Here is a 17,640-nt window from a genome sequence, read left to right on the forward strand (position 1 = left end):
GCATGACACAGCATATTCCGTTGGAGTCTATCGGCCATTTATGAAGCATGCACTTGGCAAGCGGCACAGAGGCCTTTGGCATGAAAGGCTCGCGGCTCGCGCCGCTCCCACGGCGGGTGACGCGCATGGTGGTGCTCGGTAGGAGCGACGCAAGTCGCGAGCTTTTCAGGGCATGCGACACGCCCCGTCGCCTTCGACCCCTCGCGGCTGGCGCCGCTCCTACGGCAGGCGATACGCGCGCCGCGAATCAGGCGGTCGTACGTCGTTCCCGCCGCAGCTCCCACTGCTTGACCAGCGCATACAGCACCGGGATCACCGCCAGCGTCAGCACGGTGGAGGACACCATGCCGCCCACCATCGGCGCGGCGATGCGGCTCATGACCTCGCTGCCGGTGCCGGTGCCGAGCATGACCGGCAGCAGGCCGAGGATGATGGTGATCACGGTCATCATCTTGGGGCGCACGCGCTCGACGGCGCCTTCCATGACTGCGGCGTAGAGGTCGGCGATGCTGGGTATTTCACCGCGCGCGGCACGCTCGGCGCGGATGCGCTGCCAGGCGTGGTCGAGGTAGATGAGCATGATCACGCCCGTTTCGGCCGCCACGCCGGCGAGGGCAATGAAGCCCACCGCCACCGCCACGCTCATCTGGTAGCCCAGCCACCACATCAGCCACACGCCACCGATGAGCGCAAAGGGTACCGACAGCATGACGATGAAGGTCTCGGCCAGGCGGCGGAAGTTGAGGTAGAGCAGCACGAAGATCAGCGCCAGCGTCAGCGGAACCACAACGGTGAGCTTTTCCTTGGCACGTTCCATGTACTCGAACTGCCCGCTCCAGGCGGCGTAGTAGCCCGGCGGGAAACTCACCTCGGCGGCCACGGCCTGCTGCGCGCGCTGCACGAAACGGCCGATGTCGGCTTCGCGGGTGTCCACATACACATAGGCGACCAGCGCGGCGTTCTCCGTGCGGATGGCGGGGGCACCACGGGTCAGCTTGACCTCGGCAAGCTGGCCGAGGGGCACCGGGCCGCTGGCCGTGGGCACCAGCACCTGGGCGGCGATGCGCGCCGGGTCCTCGCGCAACGCGCGCGGGTAGCGCACGCTGACGTTGTAGCGCTCCAGGCCTTCGACGGTGGTGGTCACCGTCTCGCCGCCGAGCGCGGTCGCCACCGCCATCTGCACCGTGTCGATGGTGAGCCCGTAGCGCGCGAGCTGGTCGCGGCGCGGCTCGATGTCGACGTAGTAGCCGCCGGCAACGCGCTCGGCGTAGGCGCTGGAGGTGCCGGGCACGGCACGCACCACGGCCTCGACCTCCTTCGCCACCCGCTCCAGGGTCTCCAGGTCCTGGCCGAACACCTTGACCCCCACCGGCGTGCGGATGCCGGTGCTGAGCATGTCGATGCGGGCCTTGATCGGCATGGTCCACGAGTTGGCCAGGCCGGGAAACCTGACCGCCGCATCCATCTCGCCGATCAGCGCATCCACCGTGATGCCCGGCCGCCACTCCGAGCGCGGCTTGAGGTTGATGACGGTCTCGAACATCTCCAGCGGCGCCGGGTCGGTCGCGGTGTTGGCGCGGCCAGCCTTGCCATACACCGACTCGACCTCGGGGAAGCTCTTGAGGATGCGGTTGGTGGTGGCGAGCAGGCGTCCGGCCTCGGTCACCGACATGCCGGGCAGGCCGGCCGGCATGTAGAAGATCGCGCCTTCGTCCAGCGTGGGCATGAACTCGCTGCCGATCTGGCGCGCCGGGATCAGCGTCACCGCCATCGCCACCAGGGCGAGCAGCACGGTGGTGAGCTTGAAGCGCATCGCCAGCGCGATCACCGGGCGGTACAGCCACACCAGCAGGCGGTTGATCGGGTTGCGCTGCTCGGGGACGATCTTGCCGCGCACGAAGAACAGCATCAGCACCGGCACCAGGGTCACCGACAGGAAGGCAGCGCCCGCCATGGCCAGCGTCTTGGTCCATGCCAGCGGCGAAAACAGCCGCCCTTCCTGGCCTTCGAGCGCAAACACCGGCAGGAAGGACACGGTGATGATCAGGAGCGAGAAGAACAGCGCTGGCCCCACCTCGCGGCAGGCGCCGATCAGCACCTCGGCGCGCTCGGCGGCGGTGGCCTCGGCACGCAGGGTCTCAAGCCGCTTGTGGGCGTTCTCGATCATCACGATCGAGGCGTCGACCATGGCACCGATGGCGATGGCGATGCCGCCCAGGCTCATGATGTTGGAGCCGATGCCCAGCGCCTGCATGCCGATGAAGGCGACCAGGATGCCCAGCGGCAGGGTCACGATCGCCACCAGCGCGCTGCGCACATGGAGCAGGAAGACGATGCACACCGCGGCGACGATCAGGCTCTCCGCCAGCAGGGTCGACTTGAGGTTGTCGATCGCGCGCTCGATCAGCGTCGAGCGGTCATACACCGGCACGATCTCGGCGCCTGCGGGCAGGCCGGGCGCGATCTCGGCCAGTTTCTCGCGCACGTTCCTGATCACCTCGAGTGCGTTCTCGCCGAAGCGCGCCATGACGATGCCCGAGGCCACCTCGCCCTCGCCGTTGAGTTCGGCAATGCCGCGGCGTTCGGCCGGCACCAGTTCGACACGGCCGATGTCGGCCACCCGCACCGGCGTGCCGCGGCCCGCACCATCGACCTTGAGCGCGATGTCCTCGATGTCGGCCACGCTGCGCAGATAGCCGCGGCCGCGCACCATGAACTCGCGCTCGGCCAGCTCGATGACGCGGCCGCCGACGTCGCGATTGGATTCGCGGATCGCGCGCCCCACCTCTTCCAGGCCGATGCCGAAGCCGGCCAGGCGATAGGGGTCGATGGTGACCTGGTACTCGCGTACGAAGCCGCCCACGCTGGCCACTTCGGCTACGCCGCGGGCCTGGGTGAGCGGATAGCGCACGTACCAGTCCTGCAGGCTGCGCGTCTCGGCCAGCGACAGGTCCTTGCCGGTGATCGCGTACTGGTACACCCAGCCGACGCCGGTGGCGTCCGGCCCGATCTGTGGCGCCACGCCGGCGGGCAGGCGGGCGGCGGCGGTGCTCAGGTACTCGAGCACGCGCGAGCGCGCCCAGTAGATGTCGGTGCCGTCCTCGAAGATCACGTACACATAGGACGCGCCGAACATCGAGAACCCGCGCACCACCCGCGCCTGCGGAACGGCCAGCATCGCCGTGGTGAGCGGATAGGTGACCTGGTCCTCCACCACCTGCGGCGCCTGGCCGGGGTAGTCGGTGTAGATGATGACCTGCACGTCCGACAGGTCGGGCAGCGCATCGAGCGGCGTGTGCTTGACGGCGTAAAGGCCGGCGCCGATGAGAAGCACGGTGCCGAGCAGCACCAGGAAGACGTTGCGTGCCGACCAGTCGATCAGGCGACTGAGCCAGCCACCCGCAGGCGCCACGTCAGCATCCCGCTCCCCCTGCGCTGGCGCACGCTGCGCATCCGTCATGTCAATGTCCCGCATGCTCGCCTTCCACCTGCTCGATACGCGTCACCACATACTCGCCCGGGCCACGGTCCTCGAAGCTGAAGCGGATTGGCATGCCCGGCTGCAGGCCCTCGACCAGCCCCGGCTCGGCCAGACTGAAGTCCATCGTCATGGCCGGCCAGCCCAGCGCCGGGATGGCCTCGTGGCTGAGGCTGACGCCGTCCTCGAAGGCTTCCTCGAACACGCCGCGGGTGTCGTGGCTCGGGTAGTCGGGCGGCGCATCGCCCATGCCGGCGAGCGCGGCGCGCAGCTGGCTCTCCGAGTCGATCAGGAAGTTGGCCGAGACGACGACGCGATCGCCCTCGGCGACGCCGTCGAGCACCTCGACCTGCTCGCGGCCGCGCTCGCCGATGCGCACCGGCTGCGGCTGGAAGCGGCCCTCGCCGAGCGCGCGCAGCACGACCTGGCGCTCGCCGTCCTCGATCAGTGCCGAGGCCGGCAGCAGCAGGCGCTCGCGCGCGGCGCCGGGCGCGAGGTCCACGGTGGCAAACATGCCCGGGCGCAGTTGGCCCGCGCGGTTGTCGAGTTCGATGCGCACCGGGGTGCTGCGGGTGCCGGCATCCAGGGTCGGATAGACGTAGCCGATACGGCCCTCCAGGCGCTGGCCAGGCAGCGCATCCACGCTCACCGCCACCCGGTCACCCACCTGCACGCGGCCGACGTCGCGCTCGAACACATCGGCGATCACCCACACCCGCGACAGGTCGGCGATGCGGAACAGCGCCTCGCCCGCCGTGAAGCGCGCGCCCTGGGTCGCCATGCGCTCGAGCACGATGCCGTCGGCCGGCGCATGCAGGGTCTGGCGCGGTGCGGCCTGGCCGGCGACCTGCAGGCTGGCCAGGCGCGCGCGCGCGGCCTCGGCCAGTCGCACGGCGGCGGCGCGGGCCTCGGGGTCGGCAGTGCTGTCGGTCACCAGGCGCTCGGCGATGCGGACCTCCTCGCCCGCCGACTGCAGCGCCGGGCTCCAGGCCGTGAGCAGCGGCTGGCCGCGGCGCACGACGTCGCCCACCGCGCTGACATGCAGGCGCTCGATCCAGCCCTCGAAGCGCGGCGCCACCACCACCTGCGCGCGCTCGTCGATCTCCACCCGGCCGCTGGCACGCAGCACCGCATCGAGCGTGCCGCGCGCCACCGTTGCCGTGCGCACGCCCAGGGTCTGCATGCGCGCCGGGCTCACCCGCACGGTGCCGGCATCGTCGTTGGCCTCGTCGGCATAAACCGGGATGTAGTCCATGCCCATGGAGTCCTTCTTGGGCACCGGCGAGGTGTCGGGCAGGCCCATCGGGTTGCGGTAGTAGAGGATCTGGCGCTCGCCGCTGGCAGGGGCGCCGGTATTCGTCGCCGCAGCGACTGCGCCGCTGCCCGCTTCCTTCCCGACCTGCGCAGCACTGCCATGGACCGGACCCGCAACGCTGCTGCCCACCCAGTAGCCCGCCCCCCCCACTGCCGCCACCAGCGCCAACAGGGCGAGTACGCGCAGCGCGCCACGCCCTGCCTTGGCCTCGCCTGCCTCCGCCGCAGATTGCCCCGCAGCGGGTTTCATGTAATCGGTCACTCAAGCTCTCCAGACAGTCGCTGCAGCTCGATCAGCGCCATGCGCGCCTCGATCTCCGCCTGCAGCAGGGCCAGCCGGGTGTCGAGCACCTGGCCTTCGGCCATCAATACCTCGCCAATACCGACCTGGTTGCCGGCCAGGCCCGCGCGCGCTGCGTCGCGCCCGGCCTGTGCCTGGGGCAGCAGGGTGGAGCGCAGCAGTTGCAGGCTGTCACTGGCTGCCCGCCAGGACGACCACGCCGCCCCCAACTCACCTGCGATGCGCGTCTCAGCCGCGCGCCGGCGGGCCTCGGCGGCCAGGCCGAGCGCCGCGGTCTCGCGCTGACGCGCGTCGCGCACGCCCTGCTGCAAGGGGATCATCACCTCGAACATCAGGTCCCAGGACTCGCGGCCCTCGCGCGGGCGGTTGTAGGTAACGCCGACTGCGTAGTCGGGCTGGCGCTCGCGGCGCGCGCGTTCGCGCTCGATGCGCGCCGCGTCCACGCCGACCGCCTCGGCGCGCACCTCGGGGTGGGCCAAACGCGCACGCTCGACCAGGGCGGCGAACTCGAGCCGGGCAGGCAGCGGCGCCGGCGCCAGCGGCGCGGCCAGTGGCGCATCGGGCGCACGCCCGAGCAGGGCATTGAGCTGGGCGACCGCGGCCTGGCGGCGCTGCTCGATGGCGAGCACGCCCAGGCGCTGGGCGCTCGCCTCGCGCTGGGCCTGCAGCACATCCTGCTGGCTGCCCTCGCCGCTGCGGTAACGCGCGAGCGCCGCCGCCTCGAGGCTGCTCAGCAAGCCTTGCTGCTCACGGCTGAACTGCAGTTCGCGCTCGGCCTGGTAGTAGCGCAGCCAGGCCGAGCGCATGGCGGCTTCCAGCGTGCGCCAGGCGCCATCGCGCGCGGCCTCGGCCTGCGCGGCGCTGGCCACGGCGGCCTCGGTCTCGAGCGCGCGCTTGCCCCAGCCCGGCAGGGGCTGAACGATGCGGTAGCGGGTCTCGCCGACCCGGCCCGGCAGCACCGAAGGCGAGCCCCCGCTCATGGTGTTGGTGACGTCCATCAGCTCGAGCGTGAAGCGCGGGTCGGGCAGCGCCCCCGCCGCACCCACCCGCTCGCGCGCCGCATCGGTCTCGAAGCCCTCGGCGGCAAAGGCCGGGTTGTCCTGGCGGACGAGCGCGAGCAGGCTGTCGACGTCCGCGCCCGGCGCAATCGGCTGGGCAAGCGCGACGCCACTGGTGGCGAGGCAGGCAAACACGCTCGCCAGGCGCATGAAGGCGCTCATGGAATCTTCCTGTGCCGCGTGCTTACTGCACGACCTCGACGTCGCGCGCGGTGTAGCGGCGCCCTTCCTTACCGGCGATGAAGCGGATGCGATCGCCGACCTTGAGTGCATCGACCACCGCAGCGTCCTCGACCTCGAAGGCCATGGTCATCGGCGGCATGCCGAGGTTCTCGAGCGGGCCATGGGCGATCGTCACTCTTTTGCCGGCCTTGTCGAGGCGCTTGACCTCGCCCTCGGAGGGCGCGAACTGGGCTGCATCCGCAGCCTTCGCTGCCGCTGCCGGGGCGCCGTGGCCGTGGTGGGCGTCATGCCCTTGCTGGGCCTGTACCGGTGCTGACGCGAGCCACAGCGCAATGATGGCGCCCGCAGCCAGGGTCGCGGTGGAGGCTCGGGTGAGTGTTGTGGTGTGAATCGTTGCCGGCTTGGTCTGCATCGTCGCTCTCCTTGTCGTGTCGTGCCGGCACACGCCGGCCCGCCCGCCACTGCTGGGGTTCGGTGCAGTATGGGTAGCGCCAGCCGACACCAGGCTGACGGGAGCATTACATTCCTGTCAGCTTTCCCCTGTCGCGATCGCGCGAGGCACAATGCCCGCCATGAAGATCCTCATCGTCGAAGACGAACCGAAAACCGGTGACTACCTGCGCCAGGGCCTGGCCGAGGCCGGCTTCGTCGTCGATCTCGCCCGCGACGGGCTGGACGGCCTGCACCTGGGACTGAATGGCGACTACGACCTGGTCGTGCTCGACGTCATGCTGCCCACGCTGGACGGCTGGGGCGTGCTGCAGACCCTGCGCCGCAGCGGGCGCGAGATGCCGGTGCTGTTCCTGACCGCACGCGACCAGGTGGAAGACCGCGTGCGCGGGCTCGAACTCGGCGCCGACGACTACCTGGTGAAGCCTTTCGCGTTCTCCGAGCTGCTCGCGCGTGTGCGCACCCTGCTGCGCCGCAGCCGCAACAAGGAGCCCGAGCTGCTGCGCGCCGCCGACCTCGAGCTCGACCTGCTGCGTCGCCGCGCCAGCCGCGCCGGCCAGCGCATCGAGCTCACCGCCAAGGAGTTCGCCCTGCTCGAGCTACTGCTGCGCCGCCAGGGCGAGGTGCTGCCGCGCTCGCTGATCGCCTCCCAGGTGTGGGACATGAACTTCGACAGCGACACCAACGTCATCGAGGTCGCGGTACGCCGGCTGCGTGCCAAGGTGGACGACCCCTTCGAGCCCAAGCTCATCCGCACCGTGCGCGGCATGGGTTACGTGCTGGAGGCGGCGGAGGAAGCATGAGGCTGCCACCCGGCCTGTCGCTGACCGCCCGCCTCGCGCTGCTGTTCGCGGCGCTGACGGCAAGCCTGCTGATCACGGTCGGTGTCGTCATCGGCCGTGCGGTAGAGCGCCACTTTCAGGAACTGGACGACCATGAGCTGGTGGGAAAGCTCACCCTGGTCGCCAACCTGCTGCAGGGCGCAGATGCCGTGCTACCGCTGGCCGAACGCCTGTCGCGCCTTGACGACGCCTTCGCCGGGCACGACATGGTGGCGATGCTGTTGCTCGACGCAGAGGGTCGCGTATTACATGCAATCCAGCCAGGCTTCTTTACGCCTGCCCAGCTCGCCGGCAAGGACTTGCCTGCCGGCAGTGTGCCGTGGACACAAGGGGGCCACCAGGTCATCGGCCGCGCCGAACGCATCACGCTGCAGGCGGGCATGGAAGGACACGCCAGCAGCAGCGACGGTGCTGCGGACATGACGGCGCTGGTGGCACTCGACGTCTCGCACCACATCCACTTCCTCGACGAATTGCGCCGCGGCCTGTGGCTGGGCATCTCGCTCGCCGCCATCACCGCCGCCCTGCTCGGCTGGCTTGCAGCTCACCGCGGCCTGGCGCCGCTGCGCCGAGTCAGCGCCACCGCCCGCCAGCTGTCGGCCCAGCGTCTAGACGAGCGCCTGGTCGAGGACGACGCCCCCGCCGAAGTGCGCGAACTGGTCGAAGCCTTCAACGGCATGCTGGCGCGCCTGGAAGCGTCCTTCCGCCGCCTGTCGGACTTCTCCGCCGACATCGCCCACGAGCTGCGCACGCCGGTGTCGAACCTGATGACGCAGACCCAGGTCGCGCTGACACGCAGCCGCAGCACAGACGAATACCGCGAGGTGCTGGCCTCCAACATGGAGGAGTTCGAGCGCATCGCACGCATGGTCGCCGACATGCTCTTCCTCGCCCAGGCCGAGGACGGCCGTCTGCCCGGTGCGAGCGAAGCCGTCGCACTCGCCGACGAGGCCACGGCGCTGATCGAGTTCTACGACGCACTCGCCGAGGCGCAGGGGGTGCGCATCGTAGTCGAGGGTACGGCGAGCGTGCGCGGCGACCGCCTGATGCTGCGCCGGGCGCTCTCCAACCTGCTGTCGAACGCGCTGCGCCATACGCCGGCGGGCGGCAACATCCGCATCGGATTGCGGCACGACGGCGGCGAGGCGGAGGTCCGCATCGACAACGACGGCGAGCCGATCCCCCCCGAACAGATCGAGCGCATCTTCGACCGCTTCCACCGCGGCAGCGCCGACCGCCGCAGCCATGGCGAAGGCGCCGGTCTGGGCCTCGCGATCACGCGTTCGATCGTGCACGCGCACGGCGGCCGCATCTGGGCGGACAGCGCAATGGCAGCAGGCACGACGCGCGGCACCACCACCTTCACCCTGCGCCTGCCGGCCAACCTCAGCGCAGCGCGGCATACCGCCGCGCCCCATGGATCCACACTGGAGTCTGCACCATGAAACCATCCACCCCATCGACCCCATCGCCCGTACCGGGCCTGCGCAGCCTCGTCGCCGCCGGCCTGCTCAGCCTCGCCACTGTCGTCCCGGCCTTCGCAGCCGGGGACGAAGTCGTCATGTTCAAGGACCCCAACTGCGGCTGCTGCGGCAAGTGGGCCGAGCACATGCGCGAGCACGGCTTCAGGGTCAAGGAAGTGGCCACCAGCCAGATGGGCCAGATCAAGCACGAGGCCGGCGTGCCGCAGGCGCTGGGTTCGTGCCACACGGCCACGGTGGGCGGCTATGTGGTCGAGGGCCACGTGCCTGCAGCCGACGTGCGCCGCATGCTCACCGACAAGCCTGCCATCGCCGGCATCTCGGCACCCGGCATGCCGCTCGGCTCGCCCGGCATGGAAGGCCCCTACCCGGCCGAGCGCTACGACGTGGTCAGTTTCGACGCCGAAGGCAGGACAGCGGTGTTCGCCAGCCACTGAGCCCAACCACCGGTGGCGCCCACACGCCGCGTTTCAGGGTAGGAGCGGCGCCAGCCGCGAGCTTTTCGGAGCTTGCGACACACCTCGCCGCCTTCAACCCCTCGCGGCTGACGCCGCTCCTACGGGAAACCGTCAGGCATGTCGCCCGCTGTAGGAGCGGCGCCAGCCGCGAGCTTTTCGGGGCTTGCGACACACCTCGCCGCCTTCAACCCCTCGCGGCTGGCGCCGCTCCTACGGGAAACCGTCACGCACGTCGCCCACTGTAGGAGCGGCGCCAGCCGCGAGCTTTTCGGAGCTTGCGACACACCTCGCCGCCTTCAACCCCTCGCGGCTGACGCCGCTCCTACGGGAAACCGTCACGCATGTCGCCCGCTGTAGGAGCGGCGCCAGCCGCGAGCTTTTCGGAGCTTGCGACACACCTCGCCGCCTTCAACCCCTCGCGGCTGGCGCCGCTCCTACGGGAAACCGTCACGCACGTCGCCCACTGTAGGAGCAGCGCCAGCCGCGAGCTTTTCGGGGCTTGCGACACACCTCGCCGCCTTCAACCCCTCGCGGCTGGCGCCGCTCCTACGGGAAACCGTCACGCACGTCGCCCGCTGTAGGAGCAGCGCCAGCCGCGAGCTTTTCGGAGCTTGCGACACACCTCGCCGCCTTCAACCCCTCGCGGCTGACGCCGCTCCTACGGGAAACCGTCACGCACGTCGCCCACTGTAGGAGCGGCGCCAGCCGCGAGCTTTTCGGGGCTTGCGACACACCTCGCCGCCTTCGACCCCTCGCGGCTGGCGCCGCTCCTACGGGAAACCGTCACGCATGTCGCCCGCTGTAGGAGCGGCGCCAGCCGCGAGCTTTTCGGAGCTTGCGACACACCTCGCCGCCTTCAACCCCTCGCGGCTGGTGCCGCTCCTACGGGAAACCGTCACGCACGTCGCCCGCTGTAGGAGCGGCGCCAGCCGCGAGCTTTTCGGGGCTTGCGACACACCTCGCCGCCTTCAACCCCTCGCGGCTGGCGCCGCTCCTACAGGGGGGCGCGACACGCGCTGCGGTTTGCGGTTGGGGCGGGCGGGGCAAGAGCGCTTCAACCGGGCAGCTGCCCTCGAACGGCGCGCTTCTCTTCCCTGCGCACGAATGCCAGCTTGCTTTCGCGCGCGCGCAGCTGACCGCAACCGGCATCGACGTCCTGCCCGGCAGACTGGCGCAGCTTGGTGAGGATGCCGCGGCGGTGCAGGCTGCGTGCGATGGCGGCGGCACGCTCGGCATCCGGGCGGCGATAGGCGAGGCCGTCGACGGTGTTGAAGGGGATCATGTTCATCACCGCGTACTTGCCGGCAAGCAGGCGTGCGATGCCTTCGATCTCGTCCTCGCCGTCATTGACACCTTCGATCAGCGTCCATTGGTACTGGATGGGATAGCCGGTGGCGCGCGCCCAGGCTTCGCCGAGCTCGACCAGCTCGCCAGGGTCGATGCGCGGTGCGCGCGGCAGCAGCTGCGCGCGCAGCGCCGCCTTGGTGGTGTGCAGCGACAGCGCGAGTGCAGGCTTGACCTGCATCTGCGGCAAGCGCTCGAACACACGCATGTCGCCGACGGTCGACAGCACCAGGTTCTTGTGCGGGATGGCACCCTCGGTGCCGAGCAGTTCGATCGCCTCAGCCACCGCGTCCAGGTTGTGCGCCGGCTCGCCCATGCCCATGAACACCACTTTGTGCACCCGGCGCTGGCGGCGCGCCAGTGCCACCTGGGCGACGATCTCGGCGCTGCCGAGCTGGCGCAGCAGGCCATCCTTGCCGGTCATGCAGAACACGCAGCCTACTGCGCAGCCGAGCTGGGTGGACACGCACAGGCCGTCGCGCGGCAGCAGCACGCTCTCCACCGTCTGGCCGTCGGCAAGTTCGACCAGCAGGCGGGTGCCGTCCTCACCGGGGTGCTCGGAGCGCACGCGGGCGAGCGCGAGCAGCTCCGCTTCGAGCGCGGGCAAGGCGGCCTGCAAGGCCTTGGGAAAGCGGTTCGAGTCGGTGTGCGGGCCGGCATCGAGCGCGCGCCCCTGCAGCCAGGCGCGCAGCAAGCGGCCTTCGTGACTGGGGCGGGCGCCGAGCGTACGCAGGCGCTGGCGGATGGCGTCGATGATCATGGCGCGCGATGCTAGCACTGCAGCGGCGGCTCTGCCTGCACGCGGGCGGATTCGCGAGGCCAGTGCCCCGCACTCCGGCCGTATAATCAATGCCATTCGACACGAGGAATCATGCATGTCCGATCTGCGCTTCGAAGGCACCCGCGACTACGTCGCCACGCCCGACCTCATGCTCGCGGTCAACGCCGCCATCCGCCTGCAACGCCCACTGCTGATCAAGGGCGAGCCCGGCACTGGCAAGACGATGCTTGCAGAACAGGTCGCCGATGCCCTTGGTCTGCCCTTGCTGCAGTGGCACATCAAGTCCACCACCAAGGCCCAGCAAGGCCTGTACGAATACGACGCGGTGTCGCGCCTGCGTGACTCTCAGCTCGGCGACGACCGCGTCCGCGACATCTCCAACTACATCGTCAAGGGTGTGCTGTGGCAGGCCTTCGAGGCCGAGCGCCCGACCGTGGTGCTGATCGACGAGATCGACAAGGCCGACATCGAATTCCCGAACGACCTGCTGCGCGAACTCGACCGCATGGAGTTCCATGTCTACGAGACGCGCCAGACCATCCAGGCCCGCCACCGGCCGATCGTGTTCATCACCTCGAACAATGAGAAGGAACTGCCCGACGCCTTCCTGCGCCGCTGCTTCTTCCACTACATCCGCTTCCCCGATCGCGACACCATGCAGCGCATCGTCGATGTGCATTTCCCGGCAATCCGCAAGGAGCTGCTCACCGAGGCGCTCGAAGTCTTCTTCGGCCTGCGCGACGTCCCCGGGCTGAAGAAGAAGCCCTCCACGTCCGAACTGATCGACTGGCTCAAGCTGCTGGTCGCCGAGGACATCCCGCCCGAGGCCCTGCGCAGCACGGACAACAAGGCGGTCATCCCGCCCCTGCACGGCGCCCTGCTCAAGAACGAACAGGACATGCACCTGTTCGAGCGCCTGGTATTCATGGCACGCCACAACCGCTGAGCGAACCCACCATGTTCAAGGCACTGCTCGCCTGGCTGTTCGGCCGCGGCAAACCGTCGGCGGCCCCGCTACGCACGGCGACGGACGGGTTCGACAAGCTCAACCGCGACGCCCCGCTGCGCGCGACAACCCCCGACCTGAGCGCCGACGGCATCGTCACCTTCCTGTGCCGCGAGGCCGTCCTCGGGCGCAACCAGCGCATCGCCGGCTACCAGTTCATGCTGCAGGAGGGCACGCGGGCGCGCATCCGCCACAGCAACCGGCGGGTGCACCACGTCTATGTCGATGTGCTGGTGCGCAACCTGATCAACGCCGATATCGGCGAACTCCTCGGGCACCGCATCGCCTTCATCGACGTACCGGACTCCTTCCTCACCGCCCCCTGCCTCGCGCACCTGCCGGCGGCGAACGTGGTCCTCATTCCCACCGCACTGCCCGACGCAGGCGCCCCGGATTTCGACAGCCTGCGGCGCACGGTCGAGGACCTGCGCAAACGCGGCTTCAGGCTTGGCTTGCACGACCCCAACGTCGTCACCGAATTCAACGGTCTGCTGCCCTGGGCCGACTTCATCATCGCCCATGCGCAGGGCCTGGATGCCCGCCGTGGCCTGCAGCTGAGCAACATCGCCCTCGAGGTTGCGCCCAACGCGCGCCTGCTGGTGCGCGAACTGCCCTCGATCGAGGAGTTCCGGTTCAGCTTCAAGCTCGGCGCGAGCCTGTTCCAGGGCCCCTTCATCACCCGCCGCGAGGACTGGACCGAGCGCGAACTCGGCCCCAGCACACTGCGCATCGGCACCCTGATCGCCCGCCTGCGCGCCGACGCCGATACGCACGAGCTGGCCGAGCTGCTCAAGCAGGACGCTGCCCTGTCGCTGCGCCTGCTGCGCTACATCAACTCGGCTGCCAATGCGCTGCCGCAAAGCGTGTCCTCGATCGAGAACGCGCTCGCGCTGCTCGGCCGCGAAAAGCTCTACCGCTGGCTGATCCTGCTCGTCTGCAGCACGGCAACCGAAAGCGAGCGCGGCGGCGCGGCGCTGGAGACGGCGCTCGTCCGCGGCCGCATGATGGAACTGCTCGCCGCCGCGCACCCGAGCGCCGAGCGTGACGCCCTGTTCCTCGTCGGCCTGCTGTCGCTCATCGACGTGATCCTGCAGGTTCCGCTCGACAAGGCGCTGGCGCCGCTGGCCCTCAGCGCTGACATCGATGCTGCCGTCCGCGGCAAGGGAGGCCCTCTCCACGACCTGCTCCAGGTCGCCATCGCCTGCGAGCGAACCCAGGGCGACGGCCTGGCCGAAGCCGCTGAGCGCTGCGGCATCTCGCCCGAGCAGGCCACGGAGTGCCACATGCAGGCCCTGTCCTGGGCGATGCAGATACAGGACTGAGGCCCACGCCAGCGGAGCTGCCGATGCTGATCGATTTTTTCCTGCACCTGAAGGCACGCAAGCTGCCGGTGTCGACGCGCGAGTTCCTGACCGTACTCGAGGGGATGAAGGCGCACGTGTGCGGCCCCTCGATCGACGACTTCTACCACTTTGCACGCACCTGCCTGGTGAAGGACGAAGCGCTCTACGACCGCTTCGACCAAGCCTTTGGCGAGTACTTCAAGGGGGTCACCGAGCTCCCCGGCCTCGATGTGGACCTGCCTGAGGAGTGGCTGCGGGCAATGGCACGCAAGCACCTCAGCCCCGAGGAGCGCGCACAGCTGGAAGAGCTCGGCTGGGACAAGCTGATGGACGAGTTCCGCAAGCGCCTGCAGGAGCAAAAGGGACGCCACCAGGGCGGCAACAAATGGATCGGCACCGGCGGCAGTTCGCCCTTCGGCAACAACGGCACCCACCCGGAAGGCATCCGCGTCGGAGGCGAATCGGCGGGCAACCGCACGGCGGTCAAGGTGTGGGACAAGCGCGAGTTCCGCAACCTGGACGACTCGGTGGAACTGGGCACCCGCAACATCAAGGTTGCCCTGCGCCGGCTGCGCCGCTTCGCCCGCCAGGGCGCGTCCGAGGAGCTCGACCTCGACGGCACGATCGCCGCCACCGCACGCAACGCCGGCTGGCTGGACCTGATGATGCGGCCAGAGCGCCACAACGCGGTCAAGGTGCTGCTCTTCCTCGACGTTGGCGGCTCGATGGACGACCACGTCAAGATCTGCGAGGAGCTGTTCTCGGCCTGCCGGCTCGAGTTCAAGCACCTCGAGTACTTCTACTTCCACAACTGCGTCTACGAGGGTGTCTGGCGCGACAACCGCCGCCGGCACGCCGAGCGCACACCGCTACTCGACGTCATCCACAAGTACGGGCCGGACTACAAGCTCATCTTCGTCGGTGATGCCACCATGAGCCCCTACGAGATCCTGCATCCGCATGGCTCGGTCGAGCACATGAACGCCGAGCCGGGCGCCACCTGGCTGCGGCGGCTGCTCGACGCCTACCCGGCAGCGGCCTGGCTCAACCCGGAACCGGAACGCCTGTGGCCCTACCGCAAGTCGATCGAGCTGATCCACCAGATCGTCGGCGGACGCATGTACCCGATGACGCTCGATGGCCTGGCGCGCGCCATGCAGGGGCTGTCAAGAAAGCACTAGGAGCATCCGGATGCGGTGCCCTGGCACGCCACAATGCCGGGCGCACACAAAAAAAGAGCGGCCTGTCGGCCGCTCAAGCTGCTGTCCGCACAAGTGCAAGAAACACTGTGTGTAAGACACGGTCGGGACGTTCCGACCGTGCCAGGCGGAACATCGCTCATTCGGTGAAGGGCAAGGGCTGCATGCCAAAGCCTTCGTCAAGATTCTTGATCTGGCGCAGCAGCTTGTCGAGCTCGCTTTGAAGGCTCTCCAGGCCCGCCTCATCCATCAGCCGCAAGGCCTCGGGCAAAACCCCGCGCGCCGGAGATGGCGCCCGCGCCAGCAGTGCCTGTCCCTCGTCGGTAAGGTAGAGACGGACGACGCGCTGGTCGACAGTGGTGCGCTCCTTGCGAAGCAAGCCCGCAGTCTCGAGCCGATCGACCATGTTGGACGTGGTCGATTGATGCAGCGCCATGCGGTTGGCGAGCTCGCCCACCCGCAGGCCAGCTGACTCCTTGAGTTCCTGCAGAGCCCATAGCTGCGCCCCTGTCACTCCGCTCTGGCGCTCGATCCACTGGGAGTGGCGCTGCGCCGTGCGGATCAGGATCCTGAAACGCTGCAGCACCGAAAGCGGGGTCACCGGCGCGGCCGGCTTGCTTGCTCTTGCTTGGTTTTCCACTGTCTGAATCTCGCTCGGACTATATTTGCTCAAAGCTTCATTGTCAAAAAAACATCATTGCCTGCCACGGCGTCTATGGTAACGGTATCGTTCACCTTTCGCATGTGCAGCATGCACGCAACGAGCCCGGTTCAGTCGTCAGCGCCCCTCCGGAACGGCGCCATGCTGTACCGCAACAGAGCCCTCATGAGCCCCGACCCGAAACTCGATACGCCGACCCGAACTCGCTGGAGCCTGAGGCGGCTGTTACGCGGCGGTCGCCGCTACGCCCTGCCCTGGCTCTCGCTGCGCCGCTGGCGTGTCCGCTTGCTGCTGGTTGGCGCCGCCTTGTTCGCGGGGCTGCTCGCAATCGCCTTCGCGATCGGTGCCGAGCTTGCCATCGAGACCCACGCCGGCGTGATGCGCGAGCGCCCCTGGCTGAGCCTGATCGTCGCGCCAGCAGGCTTTGCTGCGCTCGCCTGGGTATCACGGCGTTTCTTTCCCGGGACGGAAGGCAGCGGCATCCCACAGGCCATCGCCGCCTCCCTCTCCGACGACGGGCGGGTACGCAAGCAGCTGCTGTCGCTGCGCATCGCGATCGCAAAGGTATTCCTGACGCTGGGCGGCCTGCTGTCGGGCGCTTCGATCGGGCGCGAAGGCCCCTCGATCCAGATCGGTGCCTCGATCATGCACATGCTGGCGAGCCGAAAGCGGCACCGGCGCATCGCGTCGAGCCGCGACCTCATCGTCGCCGGCAGCGGCGCAGGCGTGGCCGCGGCCTTCAACACCCCGCTCGGCGGCATCATGTTCGCAATCGAGGAGATGTGCCGCTACCGTGCCTTCCGCGCCAACAGCACCACGCTCACCGCGGTCATCTTCGCCGGTCTGATGTCACTGGCCGTGCTTGGCAACTACACCTACTTCGGCCGCACCCTGGCCACGATCGGCTGGCCCGACGGCATCTGGCCGGTGCTGCTGTGCGGCGTGGTCGGCGGCCTGCTCGGCGGCGGCTTCTCACGCGTGCTGATCGCCTCGGCGCGCGGCCTGCCCGGGCGAGTGGGCGTCATCGCGCAGACGCAGCCGGTGCGCTTTGCCGCGTTCTGCGGCCTGCTCACCGGCCTGATCGGCGTCGCCAGCGGCGGCCTGACCTACGGCACGGGCTATGCCGAATCCAAGGCTGCGCTCGAAGGCAGCGCCGCGCTGCCGATGGCCTTCATGCTGATGAAGATGGCGGTGATCTGGCTGGCTTTCGTGTCGCGCATCCCGGGCGGCGTGTTCGCACCCGCGCTCGCCGTGGGCGCCGGACTGGGATCGGACATCGCCATGCTGCTGCCCGGCGAACCCGACCCGGCCATCCTGGTCCTGGGCATGGTGGCCTTTCTCGCGGCCATGACACAGACGCCGATCACCTCCTTCGTGATCGTCATGGAGATGACGGCCAACCACCAGATGCTGCTGCCGCTGATGGCGACGGCGGTGGTGGCGCATGGCGTATCGCGCTCGGTCGCCCCGGTCCCGCTCTACCATGCACTCGCCTACCCCTGGCTGCGGCGGGCGGAAGGACGGGTCCAACCCCCCGTACCAGACACCGCTGCGCCCTCGACAGCCGAATCCACAGCGGCCCCGGCTACGCAGGAGGCGCCCACCTCTCCCCTGGGCGTGGCCAATGCCGAGACTGCGGGCAACATGCAGGACATGCCCTCGACCGCCAGGAACAAGGAGGGGCGCCCTGACGGACACCCCCTCCCGTGAAGCCGGCGGCCTGACCCGCAGCGCCGGTATG

Annotated in this window: 13 protein-coding genes; 7 read left to right on the forward strand and 6 right to left on the reverse strand. The window is 69.1% G+C overall.

Translation table 11 applies throughout. The features are described 5' to 3' along the window. Window positions 1-247: 247 nt before the first annotated feature. The 4 genes from LQF09_RS13585 to LQF09_RS13600 all read right to left on the reverse strand — a co-directional run bounded on the left by LQF09_RS13585 (window position 248) and on the right by LQF09_RS13600 (window position 6,746). A complete protein-coding gene (locus tag LQF09_RS13585; protein WP_270068221.1) occupies window positions 248-3,475 on the reverse strand; it encodes an efflux RND transporter permease subunit in 3,228 nt (1,075 codons plus the stop codon). Beyond that, window positions 3,462-4,781 (reverse strand): efflux RND transporter periplasmic adaptor subunit, encoded by a 1,320-nt coding sequence (locus tag LQF09_RS13590; RefSeq protein ID WP_443081782.1) that lies wholly within the window; start codon window positions 4,779-4,781, stop codon window positions 3,462-3,464. The genes LQF09_RS13585 and LQF09_RS13590 overlap by 14 nt, the downstream gene beginning before the upstream one ends. A gap of 269 nt (window positions 4,782-5,050) precedes the next feature. Then, window positions 5,051-6,313, reverse strand: coding sequence for a TolC family protein (locus tag LQF09_RS13595; RefSeq protein ID WP_270068222.1), 1,263 nt, complete (start codon window positions 6,311-6,313; stop codon window positions 5,051-5,053). A gap of 22 nt (window positions 6,314-6,335) precedes the next feature. Continuing rightward, on the reverse strand, window positions 6,336-6,746 hold the full coding sequence (locus LQF09_RS13600; RefSeq protein WP_002934260.1) for a copper-binding protein: 411 nt from the start codon (window positions 6,744-6,746) through the stop codon (window positions 6,336-6,338). A gap of 160 nt (window positions 6,747-6,906) precedes the next feature. On the opposite strand from LQF09_RS13600, the gene LQF09_RS13605 reads away from it, so the two are divergent. From LQF09_RS13605 to LQF09_RS13615, 3 genes are read left to right on the forward strand one after another with little or no spacing between them, the layout of a single operon-like run. Next, complete coding sequence (locus LQF09_RS13605; protein WP_002934258.1) at window positions 6,907-7,587, forward strand: heavy metal response regulator transcription factor; 681 nt, start codon at window positions 6,907-6,909, stop codon at window positions 7,585-7,587. Further along, window positions 7,584-9,071, forward strand: a complete 1,488-nt coding sequence (locus LQF09_RS13610; protein WP_270068223.1) for a heavy metal sensor histidine kinase — start codon at window positions 7,584-7,586, stop codon at window positions 9,069-9,071. Before LQF09_RS13605 ends, LQF09_RS13610 begins: the two co-directional genes overlap by 4 nt. Continuing rightward, window positions 9,068-9,544: a DUF411 domain-containing protein gene (locus LQF09_RS13615; RefSeq protein ID WP_002934254.1), complete on the forward strand. Its 477-nt coding sequence runs from the start codon at window positions 9,068-9,070 to the stop codon at window positions 9,542-9,544. The genes LQF09_RS13610 and LQF09_RS13615 overlap by 4 nt, the downstream gene beginning before the upstream one ends. Window positions 9,545-10,619: 1,075 nt before the next feature. Here LQF09_RS13615 and LQF09_RS13620 read toward each other — a convergent pair. After that, entirely contained in the window at window positions 10,620-11,669 is a 1,050-nt protein-coding gene (locus LQF09_RS13620; protein WP_270068224.1) for an RNA methyltransferase, read from the reverse strand. Between the two features lie 115 nt (window positions 11,670-11,784). On the opposite strand from LQF09_RS13620, the gene LQF09_RS13625 reads away from it, so the two are divergent. The 3 genes from LQF09_RS13625 to LQF09_RS13635 are packed head-to-tail and all read left to right on the forward strand — an operon-like array spanning window position 11,785 to window position 15,220. Further along, complete coding sequence (locus LQF09_RS13625; protein WP_270068225.1) at window positions 11,785-12,636, forward strand: AAA family ATPase; 852 nt, start codon at window positions 11,785-11,787, stop codon at window positions 12,634-12,636. An 11-nt stretch (window positions 12,637-12,647) separates the two neighbouring features. Beyond that, a complete protein-coding gene (locus LQF09_RS13630; RefSeq protein WP_270068226.1) occupies window positions 12,648-14,018 on the forward strand; it encodes an EAL and HDOD domain-containing protein in 1,371 nt (456 codons plus the stop codon). Window positions 14,019-14,041: 23 nt separating this feature from the next. Continuing rightward, window positions 14,042-15,220, forward strand: coding sequence for a vWA domain-containing protein (locus tag LQF09_RS13635; RefSeq protein ID WP_270068227.1), 1,179 nt, complete (start codon window positions 14,042-14,044; stop codon window positions 15,218-15,220). Between the two features lie 157 nt (window positions 15,221-15,377). On the opposite strand, the gene LQF09_RS13640 is transcribed toward LQF09_RS13635, so the two are convergent. Further along, window positions 15,378-15,839, reverse strand: a complete 462-nt coding sequence (locus tag LQF09_RS13640) for a MarR family winged helix-turn-helix transcriptional regulator (RefSeq protein WP_002941926.1) — start codon at window positions 15,837-15,839, stop codon at window positions 15,378-15,380. A 201-nt stretch (window positions 15,840-16,040) separates the two neighbouring features. Between LQF09_RS13640 and LQF09_RS13645 the strand changes: the two genes are divergently transcribed. Then, a complete protein-coding gene (locus LQF09_RS13645) occupies window positions 16,041-17,609 on the forward strand; it encodes a chloride channel protein (protein WP_270068228.1) in 1,569 nt (522 codons plus the stop codon). Window positions 17,610-17,640 lie beyond the last annotated feature (31 nt).

This window comes from Thauera sp. WB-2, from assembly GCF_027594845.1.
GTDB classification, from domain to species: Bacteria; Pseudomonadota; Gammaproteobacteria; order Burkholderiales; family Rhodocyclaceae; genus Thauera; species Thauera mechernichensis.